Source organism: Corynebacterium gallinarum (assembly GCF_014837045.1).
Classification (GTDB): domain Bacteria; phylum Actinomycetota; class Actinomycetes; order Mycobacteriales; family Mycobacteriaceae; genus Corynebacterium; species Corynebacterium gallinarum.
The window spans coordinates 10217-33613 of the sequence record NZ_JACSPR010000012.1; the positions used below are offsets into that span (position 1 = coordinate 10217).

21 protein-coding genes and 1 tRNA gene are annotated in these 23397 nt (G+C 62.3%); 14 read left to right on the top strand and 8 right to left on the bottom strand.

Annotated elements, in window-relative coordinates:
- The first annotated feature begins 1 nt into the window (after nt 1).
- Nucleotides 2–74: transfer RNA gene (locus tag H9627_RS12770), tRNA-Ala, on the top strand.
- Between the two features lie 60 nt (nt 75–134).
- Here H9627_RS12770 and H9627_RS12775 read toward each other — a convergent pair.
- Complete coding sequence (locus H9627_RS12775) at nt 135–1640, bottom strand: bifunctional NAD(P)/FAD-dependent oxidoreductase/class I SAM-dependent methyltransferase (RefSeq protein ID WP_191734419.1); 1506 nt, start codon at nt 1638–1640, stop codon at nt 135–137.
- A 19-nt stretch (nt 1641–1659) separates the two neighbouring features.
- Between H9627_RS12775 and H9627_RS12780 the strand changes: the two genes are divergently transcribed.
- The 4 genes from H9627_RS12780 (at nt 1660) to H9627_RS12795 (ending at nt 4661) form a co-directional block, all read left to right on the top strand.
- The gene (locus H9627_RS12780; protein ID WP_225213850.1) at nt 1660–2280 is read left to right on the top strand and encodes a helix-turn-helix domain-containing protein; all 621 of its coding nucleotides are present in this window, start codon (nt 1660–1662) and stop codon (nt 2278–2280) included.
- Nucleotides 2281–2327: 47 nt separating this feature from the next.
- Nucleotides 2328–3368, top strand: a complete 1041-nt coding sequence (locus H9627_RS12785; protein ID WP_191734420.1) for an MDR family oxidoreductase — start codon at nt 2328–2330, stop codon at nt 3366–3368.
- Between the two features lie 114 nt (nt 3369–3482).
- Nucleotides 3483–3905 carry a pyridoxamine 5'-phosphate oxidase family protein gene (locus H9627_RS12790; protein ID WP_191734421.1) on the top strand — a complete coding sequence of 141 codons (423 nt, stop codon included), beginning with the start codon at nt 3483–3485 and terminating at the stop codon, nt 3903–3905.
- 6 nt (nt 3906–3911) lie between these two features.
- Nucleotides 3912–4661 (top strand): fructosamine kinase family protein, encoded by a 750-nt coding sequence (locus H9627_RS12795; RefSeq protein WP_191734422.1) that lies wholly within the window; start codon nt 3912–3914, stop codon nt 4659–4661.
- Nucleotides 4662–4668: 7 nt separating this feature from the next.
- On the opposite strand, the gene nadE is transcribed toward H9627_RS12795, so the two are convergent.
- On the bottom strand, nt 4669–5502 hold the full coding sequence (gene nadE / locus H9627_RS12800; RefSeq protein ID WP_191734423.1) for an ammonia-dependent NAD(+) synthetase: 834 nt from the start codon (nt 5500–5502) through the stop codon (nt 4669–4671).
- Nucleotides 5503–5700: 198 nt separating this feature from the next.
- Here nadE and ykgO point away from each other — a divergent pair, with 198 nt between their 5' ends.
- The 4 genes from ykgO to nrdE all read left to right on the top strand — a co-directional run bounded on the left by ykgO (nt 5701) and on the right by nrdE (nt 9473).
- A complete protein-coding gene (ykgO, locus tag H9627_RS12805; protein ID WP_003857945.1) occupies nt 5701–5823 on the top strand; it encodes a type B 50S ribosomal protein L36 in 123 nt (40 codons plus the stop codon).
- A gap of 487 nt (nt 5824–6310) precedes the next feature.
- The gene (gene nrdH, locus H9627_RS12810; RefSeq protein WP_191734424.1) at nt 6311–6544 is read left to right on the top strand and encodes a glutaredoxin-like protein NrdH; all 234 of its coding nucleotides are present in this window, start codon (nt 6311–6313) and stop codon (nt 6542–6544) included.
- Nucleotides 6545–6763: 219 nt separating this feature from the next.
- Nucleotides 6764–7222 carry a class Ib ribonucleoside-diphosphate reductase assembly flavoprotein NrdI gene (gene nrdI, locus H9627_RS12815; protein WP_191734425.1) on the top strand — a complete coding sequence of 153 codons (459 nt, stop codon included), beginning with the start codon at nt 6764–6766 and terminating at the stop codon, nt 7220–7222.
- A gap of 145 nt (nt 7223–7367) precedes the next feature.
- Nucleotides 7368–9473, top strand: a complete 2106-nt coding sequence (nrdE, locus tag H9627_RS12820; RefSeq protein ID WP_191734468.1) for a class 1b ribonucleoside-diphosphate reductase subunit alpha — start codon at nt 7368–7370, stop codon at nt 9471–9473.
- A gap of 61 nt (nt 9474–9534) precedes the next feature.
- Here the strand turns inward: nrdE and H9627_RS12825 are convergent, their stop codons facing one another.
- Both H9627_RS12825 and H9627_RS12830 read right to left on the bottom strand, forming a co-directional pair.
- Nucleotides 9535–10269: a FadR/GntR family transcriptional regulator gene (locus H9627_RS12825; RefSeq protein WP_191734426.1), complete on the bottom strand. Its 735-nt coding sequence runs from the start codon at nt 10267–10269 to the stop codon at nt 9535–9537.
- A gap of 237 nt (nt 10270–10506) precedes the next feature.
- Complete coding sequence (locus H9627_RS12830; protein WP_191734427.1) at nt 10507–10995, bottom strand: ferritin; 489 nt, start codon at nt 10993–10995, stop codon at nt 10507–10509.
- Nucleotides 10996–11483: 488 nt separating this feature from the next.
- On the opposite strand from H9627_RS12830, the gene nrdF reads away from it, so the two are divergent.
- The 4 genes from nrdF to H9627_RS12850 all read left to right on the top strand — a co-directional run bounded on the left by nrdF (nt 11484) and on the right by H9627_RS12850 (nt 16979).
- Complete coding sequence (gene nrdF / locus H9627_RS12835) at nt 11484–12488, top strand: class 1b ribonucleoside-diphosphate reductase subunit beta (RefSeq protein WP_191734428.1); 1005 nt, start codon at nt 11484–11486, stop codon at nt 12486–12488.
- Nucleotides 12489–13114: 626 nt separating this feature from the next.
- Entirely contained in the window at nt 13115–14857 is a 1743-nt protein-coding gene (gene ctaD / locus H9627_RS12840; RefSeq protein WP_191734429.1) for an aa3-type cytochrome oxidase subunit I, read from the top strand.
- An 87-nt stretch (nt 14858–14944) separates the two neighbouring features.
- Complete coding sequence (gene serB / locus H9627_RS12845) at nt 14945–16243, top strand: phosphoserine phosphatase SerB (RefSeq protein WP_191734430.1); 1299 nt, start codon at nt 14945–14947, stop codon at nt 16241–16243.
- 7 nt (nt 16244–16250) lie between these two features.
- Nucleotides 16251–16979, top strand: coding sequence for an aminoacyl-tRNA hydrolase (locus H9627_RS12850; RefSeq protein WP_225213851.1), 729 nt, complete (start codon nt 16251–16253; stop codon nt 16977–16979).
- On the opposite strand, the gene H9627_RS12855 is transcribed toward H9627_RS12850, so the two are convergent.
- Both H9627_RS12855 and H9627_RS12860 read right to left on the bottom strand, forming a co-directional pair.
- Nucleotides 16976–19003 carry an ATP-dependent DNA helicase gene (locus tag H9627_RS12855; protein ID WP_225213852.1) on the bottom strand — a complete coding sequence of 676 codons (2028 nt, stop codon included), beginning with the start codon at nt 19001–19003 and terminating at the stop codon, nt 16976–16978. The genes H9627_RS12850 and H9627_RS12855 overlap by 4 nt on opposite strands.
- Before the next feature lie 40 nt (nt 19004–19043).
- Nucleotides 19044–20282 carry a glycosyltransferase 87 family protein gene (locus H9627_RS12860; RefSeq protein WP_191734431.1) on the bottom strand — a complete coding sequence of 413 codons (1239 nt, stop codon included), beginning with the start codon at nt 20280–20282 and terminating at the stop codon, nt 19044–19046.
- Between the two features lie 172 nt (nt 20283–20454).
- Here H9627_RS12860 and H9627_RS12865 point away from each other — a divergent pair, with 172 nt between their 5' ends.
- Entirely contained in the window at nt 20455–21402 is a 948-nt protein-coding gene (locus H9627_RS12865) for an SGNH/GDSL hydrolase family protein (protein WP_191734432.1), read from the top strand.
- Here the strand turns inward: H9627_RS12865 and H9627_RS12870 are convergent.
- Both H9627_RS12870 and H9627_RS12875 read right to left on the bottom strand, forming a co-directional pair.
- On the bottom strand, nt 21399–22733 hold the full coding sequence (locus tag H9627_RS12870) for a nicotinate phosphoribosyltransferase (RefSeq protein ID WP_191734433.1): 1335 nt from the start codon (nt 22731–22733) through the stop codon (nt 21399–21401). The two genes, H9627_RS12865 and H9627_RS12870, sit on opposite strands and share 4 nt — an antisense overlap.
- A 21-nt stretch (nt 22734–22754) precedes the next feature.
- Nucleotides 22755–23279, bottom strand: coding sequence for a CAP domain-containing protein (locus tag H9627_RS12875; protein ID WP_191734434.1), 525 nt, complete (start codon nt 23277–23279; stop codon nt 22755–22757).
- Nucleotides 23280–23397 lie beyond the last annotated feature (118 nt).

Sequence of the window (23397 nt, forward strand, 5' to 3'; positions counted from 1 at the left end):
CGGGGCTATGGCGCAGCTGGTAGCGCACCACACTGGCAGTGTGGGGGTCACGGGTTCGAATCCCGTTAGCTCCACTGTTAAACCCGCTTACAGAAGATCCTTCTGTAAGCGGGTTTCTTTGTTCCCCGGGGTCCCTAGCGGCGACGAACCAGGACAACTCCATCATCGATGGAGGATGGAGAACCATCCGGGGCGGTGATCGGGCGGGAACGCGTCTCCGACAGGATCACCTCCCACTCATCGGTGAGCTTGAGGAATTCCAACTCCTCAGACGGGGAGAGCATCTGTCCATGGTGGGCATGCTTGTCCTGCACCCAGGCAGGTGGTGCGACATGGGAGGTGATGAGCAGATGCCCGCCGGGAGTGATGCGATCCAGCACGCCCTTGAGGATGCCTGTGCGGGCCAATTCCACAGGCGAATGGAAGAAACTGGCACTGACCAGATCAAAGTCACCCGCGGGCAGATCGGTGAGATCAGCGGTGAGGAACTCCGCACCGGGTACCGCATGTTCCTTGGCACGTTCGATGGCGGTGGGGGAGATGTCAATGCCCAGAGCCTGCCATCCCTGCCCAGCCAACCAGTTCACATCGGCACCTTCGCCACATCCCAGGTCAAGTGCCCTGCCGGGTGTGAGGGTGGAAGCCACCTCGGACAGTACCTTGTTCACCTTTCCGGACCATACCTGTGGGGCCGCGCCATAGTGGTCCTCCCAGAACTGCACCGGGGTGCGGGCAGCCTCGTCGAATTCCCAACCCGCCAGGGTGGCGTTGACGGCCGCGCCTGTGAAGGAGCCGGCACCCATGGACTGTGGAATATTGGCATGAGAGCTGACCACATTGCCCACAGCCCAGATACGATCATGGCTGGTCTTATACATGGCATCCACCTTGAGGAAGGACCCGAAGGCGGATTCCTCACGTTCCAGGTCCAGGTGTGCCAGAAGTTGGTCATTGGGGCGGGGCTGGGTGACGGTGAAGATGGCATCGAGGGGAACCTGGTCGCCGCTGACCAGCACTGCGTTACTGACCCCGGTGATCTCCTGGACTGCGCGCGGTTCCAGCTTCAGACCACGGGAGCGCAGACGGTGCTCGGTTTCTTCTGAAAGCTCAAGCCCGTTGGTGAAAATGGTCAGGTCTGAGCTCCACTGGCGCAGCAGTTCTGCCATGTGCAGGCTCATCGGTGATGATGCCAGGAATCCGATGCGCTTGCCGGCAACTTCGTGGCCGTGGCAGTAGGGGCAGTGCAGAGTGGTGGATCCCCAACGTTCAGCAAGGCCGGGGATGTCCGTGAGTTCATCGGTGACGCCAGTGGCCAGGATGAAGGCGGAGGCGAAATAGCTGGTGTCACCATCATTGGTGGTGATGTTCAGGCCTTTGTGGTTGGTGGTGATGTCTGTGATGGTGGCGTCGAGGAATTCGCCGCCGAAGCTTGCAACCTCTTCACGGCCCTTGGCGGCCAGATCCTGTGGGGGAAGACCTTCGTGGCCCAGCACGCCATGCATGTGGGTGGCGAAGCGATTACGTGGTTGGCCGGCATCAATGATCAGGACACGGCGGCCTGCGCGGGTGAGCATGAGTGCTGCTGAGAGTCCGGCGGGTCCGCCGCCGGCGATGATGACATCATATTGGTGAGTGTGCATGGTGCCATTATGTGGCACAATGATCCAGAATGGCAATATAGTTTGCAGAAATGGCAAGAATGCTCAGGGGTGCAGGATGAATCAGGAATTGAAACAGGTGGGAATGCGTCTACGTGTGGCGCGACAGGGTAGGGGACTGACACTGGAGGAACTGGCTGCAGATGCCGGGATGTCCGCCAGTACCCTTTCCCGTCTGGAATCGGGGAAACGTCAGGCCAGCCTGGAATTGCTCTTGCCCCTGACCCGGAGGCTCGGCATGAGTCTTGATGATCTGGTATTTGTGGAACAGCGTGATCCCAGAGTGCGTCGGCCAGTGGTGAAGAAAGATGGAATGGTCATCGCGCCACTGGCACCCGAGGGTGCTCCGGTGGCAACCTACAAGATCACCTATCCACCCACCACGGAGATTCCGCCCCTGCGTGTGCATGAGGGTTTTGAATGGTTCTATGTTCTCTGCGGCAAGGTACGACTGTTCCTGGGTGATCGGGATATAACACTGGAGAGTGGGGAAGCTGCGGAATTTGATACCCGCACGCCCCATGCCATGTGTGCTGCTGATGGGCGGAAGGCGGAGATCCTGAGCATCTTCAATGAGGCGGGCATCAAGATGCACACCCATAATCATGAGCCGGGGGAGTAGCGGAATTCCCGGTTGAAACTCCCGTGTTTTCACTACACTCGGTGCTTATGACTCCAGTAACTGCAAATACCCCCGGCAAAATCAACAGCATCGTGGTCTCTTCGGATGGCACGGAAGGTGGCTCGGATGGCAACGGGGTTTCCGTCGCTTACACCGATACCTCCTCCCAGTCGGACTTCCTCGGCGCCGGAGACCTCCTCATCGAGGTGGGATGGTCCAGCCTGAACTACAAGGACGCGATGGCGTTGCATGGTGATAAGGGCGTGGTGCGCGCGCTGCCGTTGATTCCCGGTATTGATGCGGTGGGCACCGTCATTGAATCCCGCAATGACCGCTTTGATCGTGGTGATGAGGTGGTGCTCAACGGTGCAGGGCTGGGGGAGAACCGACATGGTGGCTACACCCAGCGTCTGTGGGTGGACTCTGAATCCACCCTCCACATTCCCTATAATTTCTCAGCCCAGCAGGTTGGGGCGTTGGGCACCGCGGGATACACTGCGGCACTGTGCGTCGATGCCCTTCTGCAGCAGGGCGTGACACCCGGGGACGGGGAGATTCTGGTGACCGGTTCCACCGGTGGCGTGGGATCCATTGCCCTGCATCTGCTCCACCAGCTGGGTTACACCACGGTGGCCGTCACGGGACGCCGGGAGGAGCATGCGGATTACCTCACGGGTCTGGGGGCCTCGGAGATCATCGACCGCGCCGAGCTGGGCGAACCGGGGCGTCCCCTGCAGAAGGCCCGCTGGGCGGGTGTGGTGGATTCAGTGGGATCGCACACACTCGTCAACGCCCTGGCGCAGACCCAATGGGGTGGAATCGTCACCGCCTGTGGTTTGGCCCAGGGACCCGACCTGCCGGCCACCGTGCTCCCGTTCATCCTCCGTGGTGTGCACCTGGTGGGCATCAACTCCGTCGATGCGCCCCGTGAGCTGCGTCAACGTGCGTGGTCGCTGCTGTCTGAATACCTGGACACCGGCGTGCTCGATGCCATGACCACCGTCGTCGAGCTTGCCGACGTCCCCCAGGCAGGCACCGATCTCATGGCGGGCAGGCTGCACGGCCGCATGGCGGTGCGGATTCATTAGACCCCCGGGAAGGGCACCGGCGGGTAAACTGGTTAATGGAAAGCATTTCTAACCTGGAGTGTTCTTCAGTATCACCTCCAGGCCTCTCATCCATCACCAGGGAGTGTTGCAGCGATGTCAGACGTAAACGGCCCAGTCCAGAAACTCAACGAGCAGGAGTCGAGGGAGCGCCTCGCCAGGACCGCTCTCGGGCGGGTTGTGGTCCGTCGCAGCGATGACCTCGACATCTTCCCGGTCAACTACGTCACCAACGGTGAGAACCTCTACTTCCGTACCGCGGAGGGCAACAAGCTCTTCACCATCACCCTCAACCACGATGTCCTCTTCGAGGTCGATGAGGTCAAGGACGGTGTGGCCTGGTCTGTGGTGGTCCGGGGTGCGGCTGAGCTGGTGCAGGATCTCGAGGAGATCCAGGAGGTCGATGAACTCGACCTCAAGCCCTGGGTGCCCACCCTGAAGTACAACTACGTCCGCATCACCCCGAATGAGATCACCGGCCGCGAGTTCCAGCTCGGTGAGGAACCGGCGCGTTACTGATCAACCGTGGAGACCTTCACCAAAAGGCCCGGCGAGCCCCAGTCGGCACTGGCTGAGGCTGCCGGGCTCAAGTGGCTCGGTGAGGCGTCCGAGGCGGTAGCCTGGGTGGTCAGTGCGGATGAATCCCACATCTCCACCATGAGGGTGGAGCCCACCCGACCGACACCCGCGGCCGCCCGCACCGCCGGTCGGGAACTCGCCCGCATCCATCTCGCCGGTGCGCCCGCCTTCGGCTCCCCGCCCCCGGGCTGGGAGGGGCCCAACTACATCGGGACCCAACGCCAGGACTGCACACCCACCGACAGGTGGGCCGATTTCTACGTGGAGCAGCGTGTGCTGCCCTTCGCTGAGAATGCTTATCGACGCGCGCACCTCAGCCCCGACGGTCTGCGTACGGTGCAGGCCGCCTGCGCGGTGATCAGGGCCCAGGACGTCGAGGTGACCCCCGCCCGCATCCACGGTGACCTGTGGAGCGGGAATCTCCTGTTCGGGACCCAGGGCCCCGTGATGATCGACCCCGCCGCCCACGGCGGGCACCCGGAAACGGACCTGGCGATGCTGGCACTGTTCGGCGCACCCCACCTGGACGAGATCCGCGCCGGGTACGAGGAGGTCAATCCACTCGGTGCTGGGTGGCGGGCACGAACCCCGGTACATCAGCTGCACCCCCTGGCCGTCCACGCCTCCTCCCACGGTCCGGGTTATGCCGCCCCACTGATCCGGGCTGCAGAGGCGACCCTCGACCTGTGGGGCTGATCCCCGACTACTGACGCCACCACTGATCCTGTGGGGTGGCCGGCATGTGACGTTTGTGCTGCCCGACCTTCCACAGGTGCTCGATGCGGGCGGCGACCCCGGGGGAGACCTCCCCGGTGTTCTCCAGGTAGGTGTCAATCTCCTGGTAGGTCACGCCGAGCGCCTCCTCGTCCGGAAGTGCCGGGCGGTCCTCCTCCAGGTCGGCGGTGGGAACCTTGGTCCAGGTGGATTCCGGGGCGCCGAGATACTGCAGGAGCTGAGCCCCCTGGCGCTTGGTCAGTCCGGCGAGGGGGAGGACATCAGCAGCCCCATCACCGTACTTGGTGAAGAACCCGGTGACATTCTCGGCCGCGTGGTCGGTGCCGATCACCAGGAGTCCGAGCTCGCCGGCGATGGCGTACTGCGCAACCATCCGCTGACGGGCCTTCACATTGCCCTTATTGAAGTCCCCCAGGTCATCCTGCCCGAGGGCGGCTGCGGTGGCGGCGGACAGGGCATCGGTGGATTCACGGATGTTGATGCTGATGCTGCGGTCCGGTTGGATGAAATCTAGCGCCACCAGGGCGTCTTCCTCATCGGCCTGGAGGCCGTGGGGCAGACGCACACCCACGAACTGGTGATCGCCGCCATCCTCGCTGCGGATGCGCTCCACGGCGAGCTGGGCCAGGCGACCTGCGATGGTGGAATCCTGACCGCCCGAGATACCCAGGACGTAGCCGCGGGCATGGGAAACCCGGAGGTAATCCACCAGGAACTGCACTCGGGATTCGACCTCGGCTGCGGGCTCGATGCTGGGAACGGTGGAGAGTTGTGAGATGATATGGTCTCGAGTGTCTGTCATGGTTTTCATCGTAGGCTTTTATGCTCCCCGACAGCGTTGCGCAGCTGTAGAGAACGCTGAAAGCAGACGGGGTTTGGTGTTTACCGCCCTGTCGGATAAGATAGACCCTCGTGTCATAGCTGGTATGACGTGCGGTTTATCCCGCACATCAATCGAGCTTCAATAGCCTTATAGCGCATGAGAGAAAGGAGCGCCCGAATGAAGGTACGCAATTCCCTTCGGTCGCTGAAGAACAAGCCGGGCGCCCAGGTCGTGCGTCGCCGTGGCAAAGTCTACGTGATCAACAAGAAGGAGCCACGTTTCAAGGCCCGCCAGGGTTAATCCCGGGTAAATCTGAAACAAGCCGTTGCCAACCATGATTTTCATGGTTGGCAGCGGTTTCTTCTTTTCGTGGCCAGGTCCGGGGCCAGTGTGGACACCAATGGGGGTACCCCACCGGCAGGGGTGATTTATAACAAATCCATAACGGGGACAAGGGTGTCCACTGGACGTGCTGGGTAAATGACAACTTTGTAGTTACATTGCCTGGGTTCCCGGGTGGCTCGGGGCGCAACATGTGGGGGCTGAAGATGTGATGTGCTGGGAATACCCTCCGTGTAACTACTATATGTAGTGCTCCTTGCACTAATTCACCACAAAGTATAGTGTCTGTGTTGTCGCCTTAAGAGAACGCACCGCAAGAGGTGGGGACTCGAAAACTGGCTGATTATTCGGCCAGAGATGGCAGAAAGACTTTATAAAACCGAAAAAGTGAGATGAGGTTTCAGCCCCCGGTGGCTGGAGCTGAAAGGGAAAAGGGTCCGAAAACATGGCCATCACTGTTTACACCAAGCCAGCCTGCGTCCAGTGCACCGCAACCAAGAAGGCCCTCGACCGGGCTGGCCTGGATTATGAGCTCGTGGACATCAGCCTTGATGATGAGGCACGCGACTACGTGCTCGCCCTCGGTTACCTCCAGGCTCCTGTTGTCGTCACCGAGGCCGACCACTGGTCCGGTTTCCGCCCGGAGCGCATCCGTGAAATGGCCACGGCTGTCGCCTAACACGCCCGCGCCTTCACCGGTCTGGAGGCTACCGCGCCGGGGAACCCCGCATGGGGGTTGTCCGGATGCCCACGTCGCCTATCTGGCGGCGTTTTGTCTTTCTCCACCCGTGGGTGGGGGGAATCATTCCGGGAGTATCCTCAACAGGGGATAACCTCGCCGGACCGCACGCACCGTCGGACACGGTGCGAGTTCTTCAGAAGGGAAGTGAGTTCGGGGATGCTGGTTGTGTACTTCTCCTCGGCCACCGACAACACGCACCGATTCGTGCAGAAGCTCGGGCTACCCAATGTTCGTATCCCATTGACCAGGGTGGAGGAACCGCTGCTGGTCGATGAACCCTATGTCCTCATCGTGCCCACCTACGGCGGGGGTGTCACCATGAGTGGCAGGAACTCCCGTCCGGTCCCACCCCAGGTCATCCGGTTCCTCAACAACGAACACAACCGCAGCCTCATCCGCGCGGTCGTGGCGGGAGGGAATTCCAACTTCGGAGCTGATTTCGGGCTCGCCGGAGATGAGATCGCCCGCAAGTGCAAGGTGCCCTACGTCTACCGGTTTGAACTGATGGGCAACGAGGAAGACGTGCGGATCCTCCGCGGCGGACTCATCCAGAACGCCGATGCACTCGGTCTGGGCCCCGTCCCCGAATCCCTGCAGGAGTTGGTCGGGAGCTGACCCCGACCAGACAACTCCGGCATCATGGATCAGACATCCCGGTCGTGCCCGCAGGCGGGCCACCGGATCTAATTTAAAAACAATCTTGAAAGGGACCATTCCTTTGACTGCAACGGGAACCTCCGTCATTCCACGCGGAGACCAGATGGACTTCCACGCCCTCAACGCGCTGCTCAACCTCTATGATGATGACGGAAAGATCCAGTTCGACAAGGATCGGGAAGCCGCGAATCAGTACTTCCTCCAGCACGTCAACCAGAACACCGTCTTCTTCCACAACCTCCACGAGAAACTCGACTACCTGGTGGAGAACAACTACTACGAGAAGGAGGTGCTGGACAAGTATGACTTCGAGTACATCAAGGACCTGTTCAAGCGCGCCTACTCCTACAAGTTCCGTTTCAAGTCCTTCCTGGGTGCCTACAAGTACTACACCTCCTACACCCTGAAGACCTTCGACGGTCGCCGTTACCTCGAGCGTTTCGAGGACCGTGTGTGCATGGTCGCCCTCACCCTCGCCGATGGCGAGCGGGAGACCGCCAACGCGCTTGTCGACGAGATCATGACCGGCCGTTTTCAGCCGGCGACCCCCACCTTCCTCAACTCCGGTAAGGCACAGCGCGGCGAGCCCGTGTCCTGCTTCCTCCTGCGCATCGAGGACAACATGGAGTCGATCGGCCGTGCCATCAACTCCGCCCTCCAGCTGTCCAAGCGCGGCGGTGGCGTGGCCCTGCTGCTGTCCAACCTCCGTGAGGCCGGCGCACCGATCAAGAAGATCGAGAACCAGTCCTCCGGTGTCATCCCCGTGATGAAGCTGCTCGAGGATTCCTTCTCCTACGCCAACCAGCTCGGTGCCCGTCAGGGTGCCGGTGCCGTCTACCTCAACGCGCACCACCCGGACATCCTGTCCTTCCTGGACACCAAGCGTGAGAACGCCGATGAGAAGATCCGCATCAAGACCCTCTCCCTCGGCGTGGTCATCCCGGACATCACCTTCGAGCTGGCCAAGCGCAACGACGACATGTACCTGTTCTCCCCGTACGATGTCGAGCGCATCTACGGCAAGCCGTTCGCCGACATCTCCGTCACCGAGCTCTACGACGAGATGGTCGATGATGACCGCATCCGCAAGACCAAGATCAACGCCCGTCAGTTCTTCCAGACCCTGGCTGAGATCCAGTTCGAGTCCGGTTACCCGTACATCATGTATGAGGACACCGTGAATGCTGCCAACCCGATCGAGGGTCGCGTCACCCACTCGAACCTGTGCTCCGAGATCCTGCAGGTCTCCACCCCGTCGACCTACCACGATGATCTCTCCTACGACGAGATCGGCGAGGACATCTCCTGCAACCTGGGGTCCCTCAACATCGCCATGGCGATGGACTCCCCGGACTTCTCCCGCACCATCGAGACCTCCATCCGTGGTCTCACCGCCGTGTCGGAGCAGACCAGCATCGATTCCGTCCCGTCGATCCGCAAGGGCAACGACGCCGCCCACGCCATCGGGCTGGGTCAGATGAACCTCCACGGTTACCTGGGACGCGAGCACATCTACTACGGTTCCGAGGAAGGCCTGGACTTCACCAACGCCTACTTCGCCGCGGTGCTCTACGAATGCCTCCGTGCCTCCAACCGGATCGCGCGTGAACGTAACCAGCGTTTCGCCAACTTCGAGAACTCCGACTACGCATCCGGTGTCTACTTCGACCGCTTCGACCCGACCGAATTCGCCCCGAAGACCGACAGGGTGAAGGAGCTGTTCGCCAACTCCACCATCCACACCCCGACCGCGGAGGAGTGGGCGCAGCTCAAGGCTGATGTCATGGAGCATGGTCTGTTCAACCGCTACCTGCAGGCTGTCCCGCCGACCGGTTCGATCTCCTACATCAACAACTCGACCTCGTCGATCCACCCGATCGCCTCCAAGATCGAGATCCGCAAGGAAGGCAAGATCGGTCGCGTCTACTACCCGGCACCACACATGGACAATGACAACCTGGAGTACTTCCAGGATGCCTACGAGATCGGCTACGAGAAGATCATCGACACCTACGCGGTAGCCACCAAGTACGTGGACCAGGGCCTGTCACTGACCCTGTTCTTCAAGGACACGGCCACCACCCGTGACATCAACCGTGCGCAGATCTACGCATGGCGCAAGGGCATCAAGACCCTGTACTACATCCGTCTGCGTCAGGTCGCCCTTGAGGGCACCGAGATCGACGGTTGCGTCAGCTGCATGCTCTAGGGCCACGGCCATGAGAAACACCCCGGAGGATATCCTCCGGGGTGTTTGTCGTTGGGGAGTGTCACCGCAGGGACGACAACGTGTCCCGGACCTCCCTGAGGATCTCGCGGGAGGCATCCTCGGCGCCGTCCGCATCACGGGCCAGGATTGCGTCGGCAAGCTTGTCGTGGTTGTCCAACGCAACCTGCTCCGGGGTGTCCGGCTGGAGACCGTGGGCGGTGCGCCCCTCCAACACCGCACTGATCGGGGGGATGAGGGCGGCGAACATCTCATTGTGGCAGTAGCGCAGGATCAGTTCGTGGAACATGATGTCCGCATCGAGGAAACTTTTGGAGGCGCCCATGCCGGATTCACCGAGCTCACGCATCTCGGTGGCGAGCTCCTTGAAGCGCCTGCGTTCCTCTTCGGAGGCATGCAGAGCGACGCTGCGTGCCGCGATGGGTTCAATGGCGATGCGCAGCTCGGTCAGCGACTGTAGCTGACCCTCGCGCTGCCCTTCGTCGTTAAGCCGCCAGCGGATGATGGACTTGTCGAACACGGCCCATTCATCGCGGGGGCGCACCGTGATGCCGATGCGACGGGAGGAGGACACCAGGCCCAGTTGCTCCAGGGCGCGCATGGCCTCGCGGGCAACTGTCCGGGAAATCCCGAAACGCTCGCTGAGGTCCATCAGTTTGAAGGTATCGCCGACTGCGACCTTGCCACTGACGATCTCCTGACCAAGTTCATCGAGAACGTGCTCGAGCAGTGGCTTGGCGGGCGAGCCCGTTGATTTCTTTTCAGGGACCGGGGGCACCGTGCCTCCTCGTTTTCTATCTGATTGTTGTGCAGGCGGTAAAGGACATCGGGGTGCTAATCCTGCGACATCATTAATGTGATTACCATTATTACTTTTTTCCATTCATTTTTCGAGGTTTTGCTACCCCCGATATCAAAAATCACAGTAAAATCCATGCTCGAATAGGGAAAACCCGGGTGCCCCTCCCTCGCTGAGAGGCAGGAAGCAACCCGGGACGGTCGGATCAGGTGATGGTTAACGCGAACCCAGTTCCGCGTCAAGGTGCAGCAGGCCGGAGCCTGAATCACCCGCGATGCGGAGGCGGTCGAGGATCTCGGCGACGGCCGCCTCCTCCTCAACCTGCTCCTCGAGGAACCAGTTGATCAGGGCGCGGGAATCGTAATCGCGTTCTGCGTCCTGGATGGCGGCGAGTTCACGGATGAGGCCGGAGATCTTCTGCTCATGGGCGAGTGCAGCCTCGAATGCGTCGACAGCGGTTGCGATATCCAGCTTCGGGGGCGCGATATCCCCGATCTGGGGGACATATCCGCGATTGAGCAGGTGCTGGGAGAATTTGTCGGCATGTTCCAGCTCCTCCTCGCTCTGGTTCTTCATCCAGTCACGCATACCGACGAGACCGAGATCGTCGAGGACATAGGAGAGCTGGAGGTAGACCAGTGAAGCCTCCAGCTCCGCGGTGACCTGATTGTTCATTGTGCTTGCGAGTCGTTCATTGATAGCCATGGCCTCGAAGATACACCCGCTCCCCGTCCACGTCAGCCAAGGTTAGCGCACCATAACCTGGCTTTTTGTGAGACGGAACAGTGGACCGAACCCCTGTGGTGTGGCGCACTGACGGTCCGACGGGAGCAGGGTGGACGGTGGTTCATCGTCACCGAGCATCTAAGTGATGTGGTCAGCGTCATAATCGACCTCCGGCGTTCCTGATGGGTGCCCCGCGCGGTCCTGGTGCCGGCCCCCGGCGGTGGGGGAGGGAAGGCGGGTGAAAATATATGCAATTGTGATGAAATTAACTGCCGGACCAGCACGTACTGGTAGGTGATGTAGGCGGGGGACCACGTCTCTGAACGCGGGCCTGGCTGCTTAACGGATTGGGGGCACAACAGGTAGTCTCAGAGGGGTAATCGGGCCCCACGCTGAGCGGCAGGTACTGCTCGCGGGCTGCCCCGATATCCCACCACCTTCATCCCTAGAGAGGAACAGCGCACCCCATGGCTGTAGATTCTGATCTGAGTATCCACGAGGCGTACCTGGCAAACCACCCGGCGCCGATCGCTGCCATCAACTGGAATTCCATTCCCGATGACAAGGATCTCGAGGTATGGGATCGCCTCACCGGTAACTTCTGGCTACCGGAGAAGGTCCCGGTGTCCAATGACATCAAGAGCTGGGGGACGCTCACCGAGCTGGAGAAGCAGGCCACCATGCGTGTCTTCACCGGCCTGACCCTCCTGGACACCATCCAGGGCACCGTCGGTGCGGTATCTCTACTTCCTGATGCGGAGTCCCTGCACGAGGAGGCCGTGCTCACCAACATCGCATTCATGGAGTCGGTGCACGCGAAGTCCTACTCCAACATCTTCATGACGCTGGCCTCCACCCCCCAGATCAACGACGCCTTCCGGTGGTCCGAGGAGAATGAGGCGCTGCAGCGCAAGGCCAAGATCATCCTCGCCTACTACGAAGGCGAGGATCCGCTCAAGCGCAAGATCGCCTCGGTCATCCTGGAGTCCTTCCTCTTCTACTCCGGTTTCTACCTTCCGATGTACTGGTCCAGCCACGCGAAGCTGACCAACACCGCCGATGTCATCCGTCTGATCATCCGTGATGAGGCCGTGCACGGTTACTACGTGGGGTACAAGTACCAGAAGGCCGTGGCGCGCGAATCCGCGGAGCGCCAGGAGGAACTGAAGGAATATGCCTTCGACCTGCTCTACGATCTCTACGAGAACGAGACCCAGTACACCGAGGATCTCTACGACGAACTCGGGTGGACCGAGGATGTCAAGCGCTTCCTGCGGTACAACGCGAACAAGGCGATGAACAACCTCGGTTACGAGGGACTGTTCCCGGCGGATGAAACCAAGGTGTCGCCGGCCATCCTCTCAGCGCTGTCCCCGAACGCCGACGAGAACCATGACTTCTTCTCCGGTTCCGGTTCCTCCTATGTCATCGGCAAGGCCGAGCATACCGAGGATGAGGACTGGGACTTCTAGGATCCCTCCGCCTCACCCCGCGGGAGGGGAGTGGGCAACCATCAGACCGCACGCCTGGCGCGTGCGGTCTTTTTGTTTTTCCCACACCTATATATAAGGAACACCATCGGCGGGAGGGAAAGAAAACTTGTAATTCGCTTCCCGCTAGCCGGACAGTCGCCGGGTTCCGTGCCTGGGACTTGATCGGAACGAGGCCGCCGAGATGATGAATGACAAGTTTTGGCATGGCAGACCGGAGAGGTGTGTCGCGGAAAATTTTCACCACGGCATCAAATTTCCCTTCGTTTCAGCCGGTCTCAACCTTTAGGTTGAGCCCACACGGGGGGTTAAACGGGTGGGTGGTGGGGTGTGTTCGCGGGGGTGCGCCATGCTGGCGAAACGAGGCCCGGGTGTGAGGGGGTTCACATGATTGAATGAAACCCCATGGGAAACATCAACCGGTGGGTGAGGGGGAGGTCATCCAATGTAGGGAAAACATTTTTTCTCGGCCTGAAAAGGGGTTACAGTTAGCTGCATACCGGCCCTTTTGGGCTGGCTTCGGATCCTGCCTGTCACCTAAGATAAGGCAGTGTTGTTGAAGGACGATCGGTAATCCGAATGGATCGTCCCGTAGTCAGGAGGAACCTATGACCGCTGTGGCGCCCAGGGTCGACGGATACGTCGCCCCGCAGAGGCCCGAGCCGACAGGCCATGCACGCAAGGGCAGCAAAGCATGGTTAATGATGACCACCACCGACCACAAGCAGCTGGGCATCATGTATATCATCATGTCGTTCAGCTTCTTCTTCCTCGGTGGTCTGATGGCTCTGCTTATCCGAGCTGAGCTTTTCACCCCGGGTCTTCAGTTCCTGTCGAACGAGCAGTTCAACCAGCTGTTCACCATGCACGGAACCGTTATGCTGCTGCTCTACGGAACCCCGATCGTCTGGGGTTTTGCCAACTACGTCCTGCCGCTCCAGATCGGCGCGCCTGACGTTGCTTTCCCCCGACTGAACGCCTTCGGCTTCTGGATCACCACCGTCGGTGGTGTCGCGATGCTGACCGGCTTCCTGACCCCGGGTGGTGCTGCCGACTTCGGTTGGACCATGTACTCCCCACTGTCTGACTCCATCCACTCACCGGGCATCGGCTCCGACATGTGGATCATCGGTGTCGGCGCGACCGGTATCGGTACCGTCGCATCCGCCATCAACATGCTCACCACCATCCTGTGCCTCCGCGCACCGGGTATGACCATGTTCCGTATGCCTGTCTTCACCTGGAACATCTTCGTCACCTCCGTTCTGGCTCTGCTGATCTTCCCGCTGCTGCTCGCTGCAGCCCTGGGTGTTCTGTACGACCGTAAGCTCGGCGGCCACATCTACGATCCGGCCAACGGCGGCTCCATCCTGTGGCAGCACCTGTTCTGGTTCTTCGGCCACCCAGAGGTATACGTCCTCGCACTGCCATTCTTCGGCATCATCTCCGAGATCATCCCGGTGTTCTCCCGCAAGCCGATGTTCGGCTACATCGGCCTGGTGTTCGCCACCCTGTCCATCGGTGCACTGTCCATGGCCGTGTGGGCTCACCACATGTTCGTCACCGGTGCGGTTCTGCTGCCGTTCTTCTCCTTCATGACGTTCCTGATCTCGGTTCCGACCGGCGTCAAGTTCTTCAACTGGGTGGGAACCATGTGGAAGGGTCACATCACCTGGGAGACCCCGATGATCTGGGCTGTGGGCTTCATGTCCACCTTCCTCTTCGGTGGTCTGACCGGCATCATGCTGGCCTCTCCGCCGCTGGACTTCCACCTGTCCGACTCCTACTTCCTGATCGCGCACTTCCACTACACCCTCTTTGGTACCGTGGTGTTCGCATCCTGTGCAGGCGTCTACTTCTGGTTCCCGAAGATGACCGGCCGCATGATGGATGAGCGTCTGGGCAAGATCCACTTCTGGCTGACCTTCGTCGGATTCCACGGCACCTTCCTGGTCCAGCACTGGCTGGGCAACATGGGTATGCCACGTCGTTACGCTGACTACCTGGACTCCGATGGGTTCACCACCCTCAACCAGATCTCCACCATCTTCTCCTTCCTGCTCGGACTCTCCGTCATCCCATTCGTCTGGAATGTCTTCAAGTCCTGGCGCTACGGTGAGCTCGTGACCGTCGATGACCCATGGGGTTACGGCAACTCCCTGGAGTGGGCAACCTCCTGCCCGCCTCCTCGTCACAACTTCACCTCCCTGCCCCGCATCCGCTCCGAGCGCCCTGCGTTCGAGCTGCACTACCCGCACATGATCGAGCGCATGCGCCGTGAGGCTCACGTCGGTGAGCACGATCTGCGTGCAGAAACCACCCAGTCGCCTACTCCAGCTGAAGTACGCTAAGGGCTAGATAAGTCCCCTCCGACTGCAATGACCCCGGTAGATAATCTGCCGGGGTCAATGTCGTTTCCCCCTTTGAATCATGAGAGAATGATCGTCGTGACTGAAAGTTTCCAGATCGATAACGAATCCGCCCAGGCCGGTCAGCAGGTGGCGCTGCGTGAGGGATACAGCCCCGCAGTGATCACCGTGAGTGGTAAGGACCGCCCCGGTGTCTCCGCCGCCTTCTTCCGCGTGCTGGCAGCCAACAAGGTGCAGGTTCTGGATGTTGAACAGACCATCTTCCGTGGCTTCCTCAGCCTCGCCGCCTTCGTCGGCATCGAACCTGGCCGCCTGGAGACCGTCACCGACGGTCTGACCGAGACCCTCAAGGTCCACGGGCAGTCCGTGACCGTGGAGATTCAGGACACCCTCGTGTCGTCCCGTCCCCGTTCATCTCACGTCGTAGTCATCCTCGGTGACCCGGTGGATGCCATCGATCTGTCCCGCGTGGGTCAGACCCTCGCCGATTATGATGCCAACATTGATACCATCCGCGGCATCGCCGACTACCCCGTCACCGGCCTGGAGCTGAAGGTCACGGTGCCGGACACCAGCCCGGGTGGCGCCCAGAAGATCCGCAAGGCGCTCGCCGGCCTGACCTCGGAGCTCAACGTCGATATCGCCATTGAGCGTTCGGGCCTGCTGCGTCGTTCCAAGCGTCTGGTCTGCTTCGACTGCGATTCCACCCTCATCACCGGTGAGGTCATCGAGATGCTCGCAGCCCACGCCGGTAAGGAGGCGGAGGTCGCGGAGGTCACCGAGCGAGCCATGCTCGGTGAGCTCGACTTCGAGGAGTCCCTGCGCGAGCGGGTCAAGACCCTCGCCGGTCTGGATGCCTCCGTCATCGATGAGGTCGCCCGCGACATCGTCCTGACCCCGGGTGCCAGGACCACCATCCGCACCCTCAAACGCCTCGGATACAAGACCGCCGTGGTCTCCGGTGGGTTCATCCAGGTCCTGGATGATCTGGCGGAGGAGCTGGAGCTGGATTATGTCCGCGCCAACACCCTGGAGATCGTTGACGGCAAGCTGACCGGTCGCGTCATCGGGGAGATCGTGGACCGTGCCGCCAAGGCCGAGCTGCTGCATGAGTTCGCCGAGGATTCCGGGCTGAAGATGTACCAGACCGTGGCCGTCGGTGATGGTGCCAACGACATCGACATGCTCTCCGCCGCCGGTCTCGGCATCGCCTTCAACGCCAAGCCGGCGCTTAAGGAGATCGCCGACACCTCCGTCAACCACCCGTTCCTGGATGAGGTCCTCCACATCCTGGGTATCTCCCGCGATGAGATCGACCTGGCCGACCTCGAGGACGGCAGCTACCGTCGCGTTCCCCTGGAGCGCTAGACCAACGATGCTTGTCGACGCCTCCCTGGTCACCGCCCACCGTCTGCTCAGCGCGCGCGTGTCCGACGGGCCCCACTCGGAGGACCCTGCGGATCCGTCCACGGTGCAGGCCATGCAGTTGGTGCTGCACATCCCGAAGACGGATCCGCCGCGGAGGACCGATGTGCTGGATGCGGCGGCGAGGAGCGTCGTCAAGCTCTGTCTCGACGGGCGGGTGGCCACCGACCCGGACTTCCGCGCGGCGCTGGAAGGCTGGTACGACCACCTGATCCGCAAGGTGGCGCGCAGGGCGCGCAACGCCGCGTGGGACCGGGTGCAGGAGTTGCCCGGTGTCACTGTCACCGATGATTCCGCCCAGGTACGTGCCTTTATCCCCTGTGCGGTCAGTGAGGTGCCGGACGCGATCCGGAAACTGCAGATCTCCGGCACGGAGCTGCCCCTGGATGATCCCAAACCCATCGATGATGATCACCCGGTCATCTATATTGACGCCTCCCTGGAGATGACCCTGGGCAAGGCCGCCGCCCAGGTCGGTCACGCCTCCATGTTGCTCGCAGCCCACCAGCCACTGGAGTGGGTCCGGGATTGGGCGGCCGCGGACTTCGCCCTGCATGTCCGGGAGATCCCACCAGCGGACTTTGCCGAGAAGCTCACAGCCCCCGGTGCGGTGCCGGTGCGTGATGCCGGTTTCACCGAGGTCGCCGCGAATTCCGTGACGGCGGTCGCGGTTCCCTAGTCGGCAGCCACCAGACGCTTCAACGCCGCACGCACGGTGTCGCCGTTGGTGGTCTCCCAGAACCGCGGCATGGAGGAGCGCAGGAAACTGCCGTAGCGTTTGGTCACCAGGCGTGAATCCAGCACCGCCACCACACCACGGTCGGTGACATGCCGCAGTAGGCGGCCGGCACCCTGCGCCATGAGCAGGGCGGCGTGGGTGGCGGCGACCTCCATGAACCCGTTGCGTCCCTCTGCGTCGGCGGCCTCCTTGCGGGCCTGCAGCAGCGGATCATCCGGGCGGGGGAAGGGGATGCGGTCGATCAGGACCAGCGACAGGGATTTACCCGGCACATCCACACCCTGCCACAGGGTGAGGGTGCCGAACAGGCAGGTGTTCTCGGATTCGGCGAATTTCTTCACCAGGGCACCGGTGTTGTCATCACCCTGGCACAGCACATCAAACGGCAGGCGCAGACGCATGGCCTCGGTGGCCTGGAGCGCAGCCCGCTTCGAGGAGAACAACCCCAGTGTCCTGCCACCCGCGGCCATGATGAGCTCGTAGATCTCATCCAGGGTTTCCTGGGGCAGACCGTCCCGGCCCGGATCCGGCAGGTGCCGTGCGGTGTAGAGGATGCCCGCCTTCGCCGGGTCGAACGGGGTGCCGGCATCGAGGGAATCCCAGGTGCCCTTCGGCAGACCCCAACTGGCGGCCATGGCGTTGAAGTTGCCGCCGATGGTGAGCGTCGCACTGGCCAGCACCACGGTGTTGTCCGTGAACAGTTTCTGGTGGAGCAGCCCCGCCACGGACAGCGGCGCCACGTTGAGGGAGTCACCGCGCCGGTCATCCTGGTTGTGCCACACCACGTCCTGCTGCTTGGCGGCGTCCTCCTCCTCGAACACCTCGAGGATGCGGATGATGGAGTCGTGGATCTCCTGCAGGTGGCTGGCCAGGTTCTGTCGTTCGGCGTTGCGCTCGGGATCGTTGGCGGCCTCGCCCTCGGGGGCGGTGGCGATGGTCTGGCGCAGGGACCACAGGGCGTCGCGAAGCGCCACGAGGGTGCCCTTGGACCCCTCGTCGAGGTCGCGCCACCTACCCGGCCGCATGGTCTGGAACAGCAGTTCCAGGTCACCGGCGAGCTCGGTGATCTTGTCCTCACGGCCGTCGGCGCCCAGTTTCCCGGCGCGGCGGGCCGCCAGGTTGAGGGAGTTGACGGTGATCTCGGCGGAGGCGACCGCGGTGATACGGCCGTCGAGTTCATGGGCCTCATCGATGACCACCACATCGTGTTCAGGCAGGACGTTGACATCGGAGAGTGCATCGATGGCGAGCAGGGCGTGGTTGGTCACCACCACATCGGACTCCCGTGCGGTGGCACGGGCCATCTCGGCGAAGCACTCCTCGCCGTGGGGACAGCGGGAGGCGCCGATGCATTCGCGGGCGGTCACACTGACCTGTTTCCACGCCAGGTCCGGCACACCCGGATCCAGGTCATCACGGTCCCCGGTGTCGGTCTCATTGGCCCACTCGTGCAGGCGGACAATGTGTTTGCCCAGCCAGGAGATGTCATCCTCCCCGATGAGGGCATCCTCCGGCTCCGGTTCGCGGGCGATCTTGTTCATGCACAGGTAGTTGGACCGGCCCTTCATGATGGCGAAGGTGGGGCGTCGTTCCAGCAGGGGTTCCAGGGCATCGGCCAGCCGCGGCAGGTCACGGTTGACCAGCTGGCGCTGCAGGGCGATGGTGGCGGTGGAGACGATCACCGTGGAATCAGTTGTCTGCGCATACCGGATCGAGGGCACCAGGTACGCCAGGGATTTACCCGTGCCCGTGCCGGCCTGGACGGCGAGGTGGCGTTTCTTGTCGAAGGCGTGGGTCACCGCCTCTGCCATGGCCTCCTGGCCTGCGCGCCGGGCACCACCGAGGGACTCGACGGCGGCGGTGAGCAGCTCCCCGGTGGTGGGGGTGCTGGTCTCCGTGCTGGTTTCTTCCGTGCTGGTTTCTTCCGTGGCGGACTGCTGGGTGGTGGGATCGGCGTCAGACATCCCACACAGTGTATCGGCCTGTGTGCGGGGCGCGAAAACCTCAGGATCGCGGGGAATCACCTGCGCTTTCGGCCCTGTGTTCGGCAACCAGGCAGACCCATGCCCACCGGCAGGCCAGCACCGTCACCACGAGCATGAGGAGGTTGCGCAGGGTGAGTACCACCACCGACAGCAGTGATGGTGGCGCTTCAATGAAGGAATCGAAGAGTAGGGGGAAGAACCAGGAGGTCAATCCGGCGGTGACCACCATGAGCACCCCGATGGCACGGGTGAGGCGGCCACCGTCGAGGGTGATCATCACCGCGATGAGCGGACCGAACCACAACAGGTACTGCGGGGAGAACACCTTGGACGTCACCACGATCAGCAGGACCAGCGCCAGCCAGTAGGCGCGGGTGGCCACGGGCCGGGGCTCCCCGGTACCGAAAAAGCGGCGGGCGGTCACCACCAGAGCGGCGAGCGCCACACCCAGCGAGGCCACGCTCGACACGATCAGTGTGGCCCCCACGCCGGTGCCGAAGACCTCGAAGCTTTTCGACGACGCATACGTGACGCTCCATCTCGCATCGAACGCAGCCAGCCAGATGAAGGGAGTGGCCAGCAGTGTCTCCGACTGGAGACCGCGGTCCACCTGGTACTGCAGTGGGGAGACCACCCGCCACCACCCGGAGGTGACCAGGGTCAGCACCGCCAGGATCAGGATGGCACCGGCCCACCAGGCGAGCCGGGCCCAGGTCCCGCGGTTGCGCCACGGCCCCACCAACCCCGTGGCCAGCGCCAACGGCCAGAGTTTCACCGCGGTGGCCACACCGAGGAATACTGCGGCGATCCGGGAGTTCTTCCCGATCCATACCGCGGCCCCGGCGACCAGGACACCGGGCAGAAGATCCAACCGGGCGATCATCACCGGTCCGATGAACATTCCGAACAGGATCCAGAAGGAGAAACCCCACCACGCATCCCGTCGGTGATCCCCTCCGGCGCACCGCCGGGCGAGCCAGCCTGAGAGTGCGGCATCCAGGAGCAGACAGAAGGCGATGACCCCCAGGGTGAAGGAATCCAACCCCTCGGTGAGCCATCCGATCATCCGCAGCGGTATGACCGTGGCATCCGGGTATTCCACCAGGGCACGCCCACCGACGGACTCCTTCTCCACCCCCTCCAGGTAGTAACGGACATCGCCCCACTGTTCGTGCTGTCGCAGGGAGAACCAGACCATGATCAGCCTGGTCGCCACCCAGGAGACAGTGGTCAGGAGGAGGGATGCGCGTCGGGACATAGCGGAAATCCTAGTGAACGCCACCACACCGGGTGGTTACTGCCTGGGTCTTGTCATGCGCACCATCGTTGCAGGTGGGTGGAGAGGTGCTTTAACCTGGAGAAATCACGTCACCATCCACAACCGGACTATGAAGACGGCCCCCTGGGTGGGCCAGCACAGGAGGACACCGATGACGCGGCAACTGGCACTGAGGGCAACGACGATCCTGACGATGGCGATCCTCACCACCTCAGCCGGTGGGGTGATGGCGTCCGCACAGGAATCCACCGTCCCGGGTTCCGTCGGGCAGCGACTCACACAGACATCCACGGACCTCATGCCGGCAATCCGCACCCCGGCGACCACCGCCCGTGCCTATGTCGCCTTCGGTGATTCCTTTGCCGCCAACCCTGAGATTCCCCTGCAGATGATCGGCCTGCTCAACCGGGAATGTGTACAGAGTCCCCAGGGCTACCCGGAACGGGTGGGCAGGGAGGCGTTCGAAGGGGATTACGCCAACTACACCTGTAATAACGCGACCCTGTCAGGTACTGCCGGACGTGGCGTCATCGACATGATCCACCAGGCGCAGGCCAACGGCGATCTCGGGGCTGACACCCGATTGGTAACCCTCGGCGCCGGGGGTGCGGATGACTGGAATCCCCAGCTGGGTGGCCTGCCTGATTTCGGTGCGGTTTTCGGTGGTCAGAACGTCACGCAGGCCGCATGGACGACCAGGATGACCCCGGTGCTGGAGGCGCTGCGGGCGGCGGCCCCACAGGCCCGGGTGATGTTCATCGGCTACCCGGAGATCGACGACGGCAGGGGAGGGGTCTGCGTGCTCAACATCAGCGATGGGCCCGGTGGCAGCAGTGACACCAACCTCCCGGTCGCCGTGCCGGTGCGGATCGGGGAGCTGCTGGATACCATCAACCGTCACGCAGCCGGCAATGAGCAGCTGGGATACGAGTTTGTGGATACGGATGTCCCGGGGACGGGCACCTGCGCGGATCCCTCCCGACAGTGGGTCCGCGCCGTTGTTGACCTCCCCGGGGCAGGCGATGGGCTGCGGATGCCGGTCCATCCCAGTGCCCTGGGTGAGCGGGGGATGGCCGACCTCATCATCTCCCGCCTCTAGGCGGGGAAACCGGTGAACCGGGTGTGCAGGACCGGCTCATCGCGGGACAGTGCCAGACCCTCCCAGGGCAGGGTCACCAGCTGATCAGCCAGGTAGGACCGTGACTGCTCCAGGGTGGGCAGGCCGTCGACCGCCTGCCCATCCCGCATGAGGGGAATGGTCAGATCCAGGGTGGCCAGCTTCCCGGTGTCCGGGCGCTCGGAGTGGTACGGGTAGACGATCTCCTCGATGGCGGTGCCGGTGGAACGGTGGGTGCGCACCGCCTTCTTTGTTCCCCCGTGGCTGGCCTTGTTGCGTGACCGCTTGGCCACCGGGTGACCGTCGACCTCCACCAGCTTGTACACCAGGCCCGCGGTGGGGGCACCGGACCCGGTGACCACGGAGGTGCCCACGCCGAACACATCGACCGGTTCACCGCGCAGACCTGCGATGGTGAACTCATCCAGGTCGGAGGACACCACGATCTTGGTGTTGTGGGCACCCAGATCATCGAGCTGTTTGCGGACCTGACGCGCCAGGACACCCAGATCACCGGAGTCGATCCGGACCCCGCCGAGGTCGGTGCCGGCGACCTCGATGGCCGTCTCCACACCCCGGGCGATGTCATAGGTGTCCACCAGCAGGGTGGTCTCCGCGCCGAGCTGATCCACCTGCGAGCGGAAGGCCGCGGCCTCGTTCGGGGTGCCGTCCTCGTTGATGTGCAGCAGGGTCCACGCATGCGCCGAGGTGCCCGAGGCAGGGATGCCGTAGCGGAACGCCGCCTCCAGGTTGGAGGTGGCGGAGAACCCGGCGAGGTAGGCGGCGCGGGAGGCGGTCACAGCCGCGTACTCATGGGTGCGGCGTGACCCCATCTCGATGATCGGTCGGCCATCGGCGGCGGTGACCATTCGGGCGGCCGCCGAGGCGACGGCGGAATCCGCGTTCATGATGGACAGGATGACCGTCTCCAGCACCACGCATTCCGCGAAGGTGCCACGCACGGTGAGCAGCGGGGAGTGGGGGAAGTAGAGTTCGCCCTCGCGGTACCCGTCGATCTGGCCGGTGAAGCGGTAGCTGGCCAGGAAGTCACGGGTACGCTGATCCAGGAAATCAAGATCTGCGAGTTGTTCGGCGGTGAAGGTGAAGTCCTTCACTGCGTGGAGTACCCGGGCGGTTCCGGCCACCACGCCGTAACGGCGTTCATTGGGCAGACGACGGCTGAAGACCTCGAAGGTGACCTGGCGGTCGGCGGTGCCGTCCGCGAGCGCGGCCTGGAGCATGGTGAGCTCGTACTTATCGGTCAACAGTGCCGTTGACCTCTCTGGTGGGATGGAGGATGCGGTTGATTTCACCCCTTCGATCCTACGGAAAAGCTACCGTTGTCTGAACTGCACCACGGCATAGGTGGTTCCGGCTGTTTCGGCGATCCCGATTCCGATCTCCCGGTTATCGGGATGCATCAGTGCGTCGTAGTTCGGACGATCCTGCCTCCACAGCTCGAGGAAGTTGTCCACGGTGGCCTTGTCGGTGTCCTGCTTGGCCTGGAGCATGAGGATGCGCCCGGCACCGGCGGTGGCCACGTCGTTACCACCCGCGGTGGCATTCGCCACGGCCTGCCGCTGGGCACTGGCATGCAGTTCGAGGTCGAAATCGACCGGGATGTCCCGGTGGTAGTTGATCGCCCGGAGCAGGTCGGTGCGCATCTGTTCATTGACCACCGGTTGCGGGGTGTCACCATCGGAATCATCCAGACCGGTGAGCACTGTGGCGACGGTGATGACCAGCGTCAACAGGACCGACAGGATGGGTACCAGATTGCTCAGGGAATCAACCACCGTGCCGTTGGTGATGCCGAGTCTGCGGATCGCAGCCCTGATCTGGGAATCGAGATCCTGCATCAAGTCGACCTCCCGTCGCACGCCTGTCGTGTTATTGGTCTAACGATAACAGAGCACGGGTACCCGGTCGAAGAAAACCCCAGGTAGGACCAGTGCTGTCACCACGGCGGTGGATTAT

Coding starts and splice junctions, on each gene's coding strand:
- H9627_RS12775 (WP_191734419.1), bottom strand. CDS start 1,640: ATGCACACTCACCAATATGATGTCATCATCGCCGGCGGCGGACCCGCC.
- H9627_RS12780 (WP_225213850.1), top strand. CDS start 1,660: ATGATCCAGAATGGCAATATAGTTTGCAGAAATGGCAAGAATGCTCAG.
- H9627_RS12785 (WP_191734420.1), top strand. CDS start 2,328: ATGACTCCAGTAACTGCAAATACCCCCGGCAAAATCAACAGCATCGTG.
- H9627_RS12790 (WP_191734421.1), top strand. CDS start 3,483: ATGTCAGACGTAAACGGCCCAGTCCAGAAACTCAACGAGCAGGAGTCG.
- nadE (WP_191734423.1), bottom strand. CDS start 5,502: ATGACAGACACTCGAGACCATATCATCTCACAACTCTCCACCGTTCCC.
- ykgO (WP_003857945.1), top strand. CDS start 5,701: ATGAAGGTACGCAATTCCCTTCGGTCGCTGAAGAACAAGCCGGGCGCC.
- nrdH (WP_191734424.1), top strand. CDS start 6,311: ATGGCCATCACTGTTTACACCAAGCCAGCCTGCGTCCAGTGCACCGCA.
- nrdI (WP_191734425.1), top strand. CDS start 6,764: ATGCTGGTTGTGTACTTCTCCTCGGCCACCGACAACACGCACCGATTC.
- nrdE (WP_191734468.1), top strand. CDS start 7,368: ATGGACTTCCACGCCCTCAACGCGCTGCTCAACCTCTATGATGATGAC.
- H9627_RS12830 (WP_191734427.1), bottom strand. CDS start 10,995: ATGGCTATCAATGAACGACTCGCAAGCACAATGAACAATCAGGTCACC.
- nrdF (WP_191734428.1), top strand. CDS start 11,484: ATGGCTGTAGATTCTGATCTGAGTATCCACGAGGCGTACCTGGCAAAC.
- ctaD (WP_191734429.1), top strand. CDS start 13,115: ATGACCGCTGTGGCGCCCAGGGTCGACGGATACGTCGCCCCGCAGAGG.
- serB (WP_191734430.1), top strand. CDS start 14,945: ATGATCGTCGTGACTGAAAGTTTCCAGATCGATAACGAATCCGCCCAG.
- H9627_RS12850 (WP_225213851.1), top strand. CDS start 16,251: ATGCTTGTCGACGCCTCCCTGGTCACCGCCCACCGTCTGCTCAGCGCG.
- H9627_RS12855 (WP_225213852.1), bottom strand. CDS start 19,003: ATGTCTGACGCCGATCCCACCACCCAGCAGTCCGCCACGGAAGAAACC.
- H9627_RS12860 (WP_191734431.1), bottom strand. CDS start 20,282: ATGTCCCGACGCGCATCCCTCCTCCTGACCACTGTCTCCTGGGTGGCG.
- H9627_RS12865 (WP_191734432.1), top strand. CDS start 20,455: ATGACGCGGCAACTGGCACTGAGGGCAACGACGATCCTGACGATGGCG.
- H9627_RS12875 (WP_191734434.1), bottom strand. CDS start 23,279: ATGCAGGATCTCGATTCCCAGATCAGGGCTGCGATCCGCAGACTCGGC.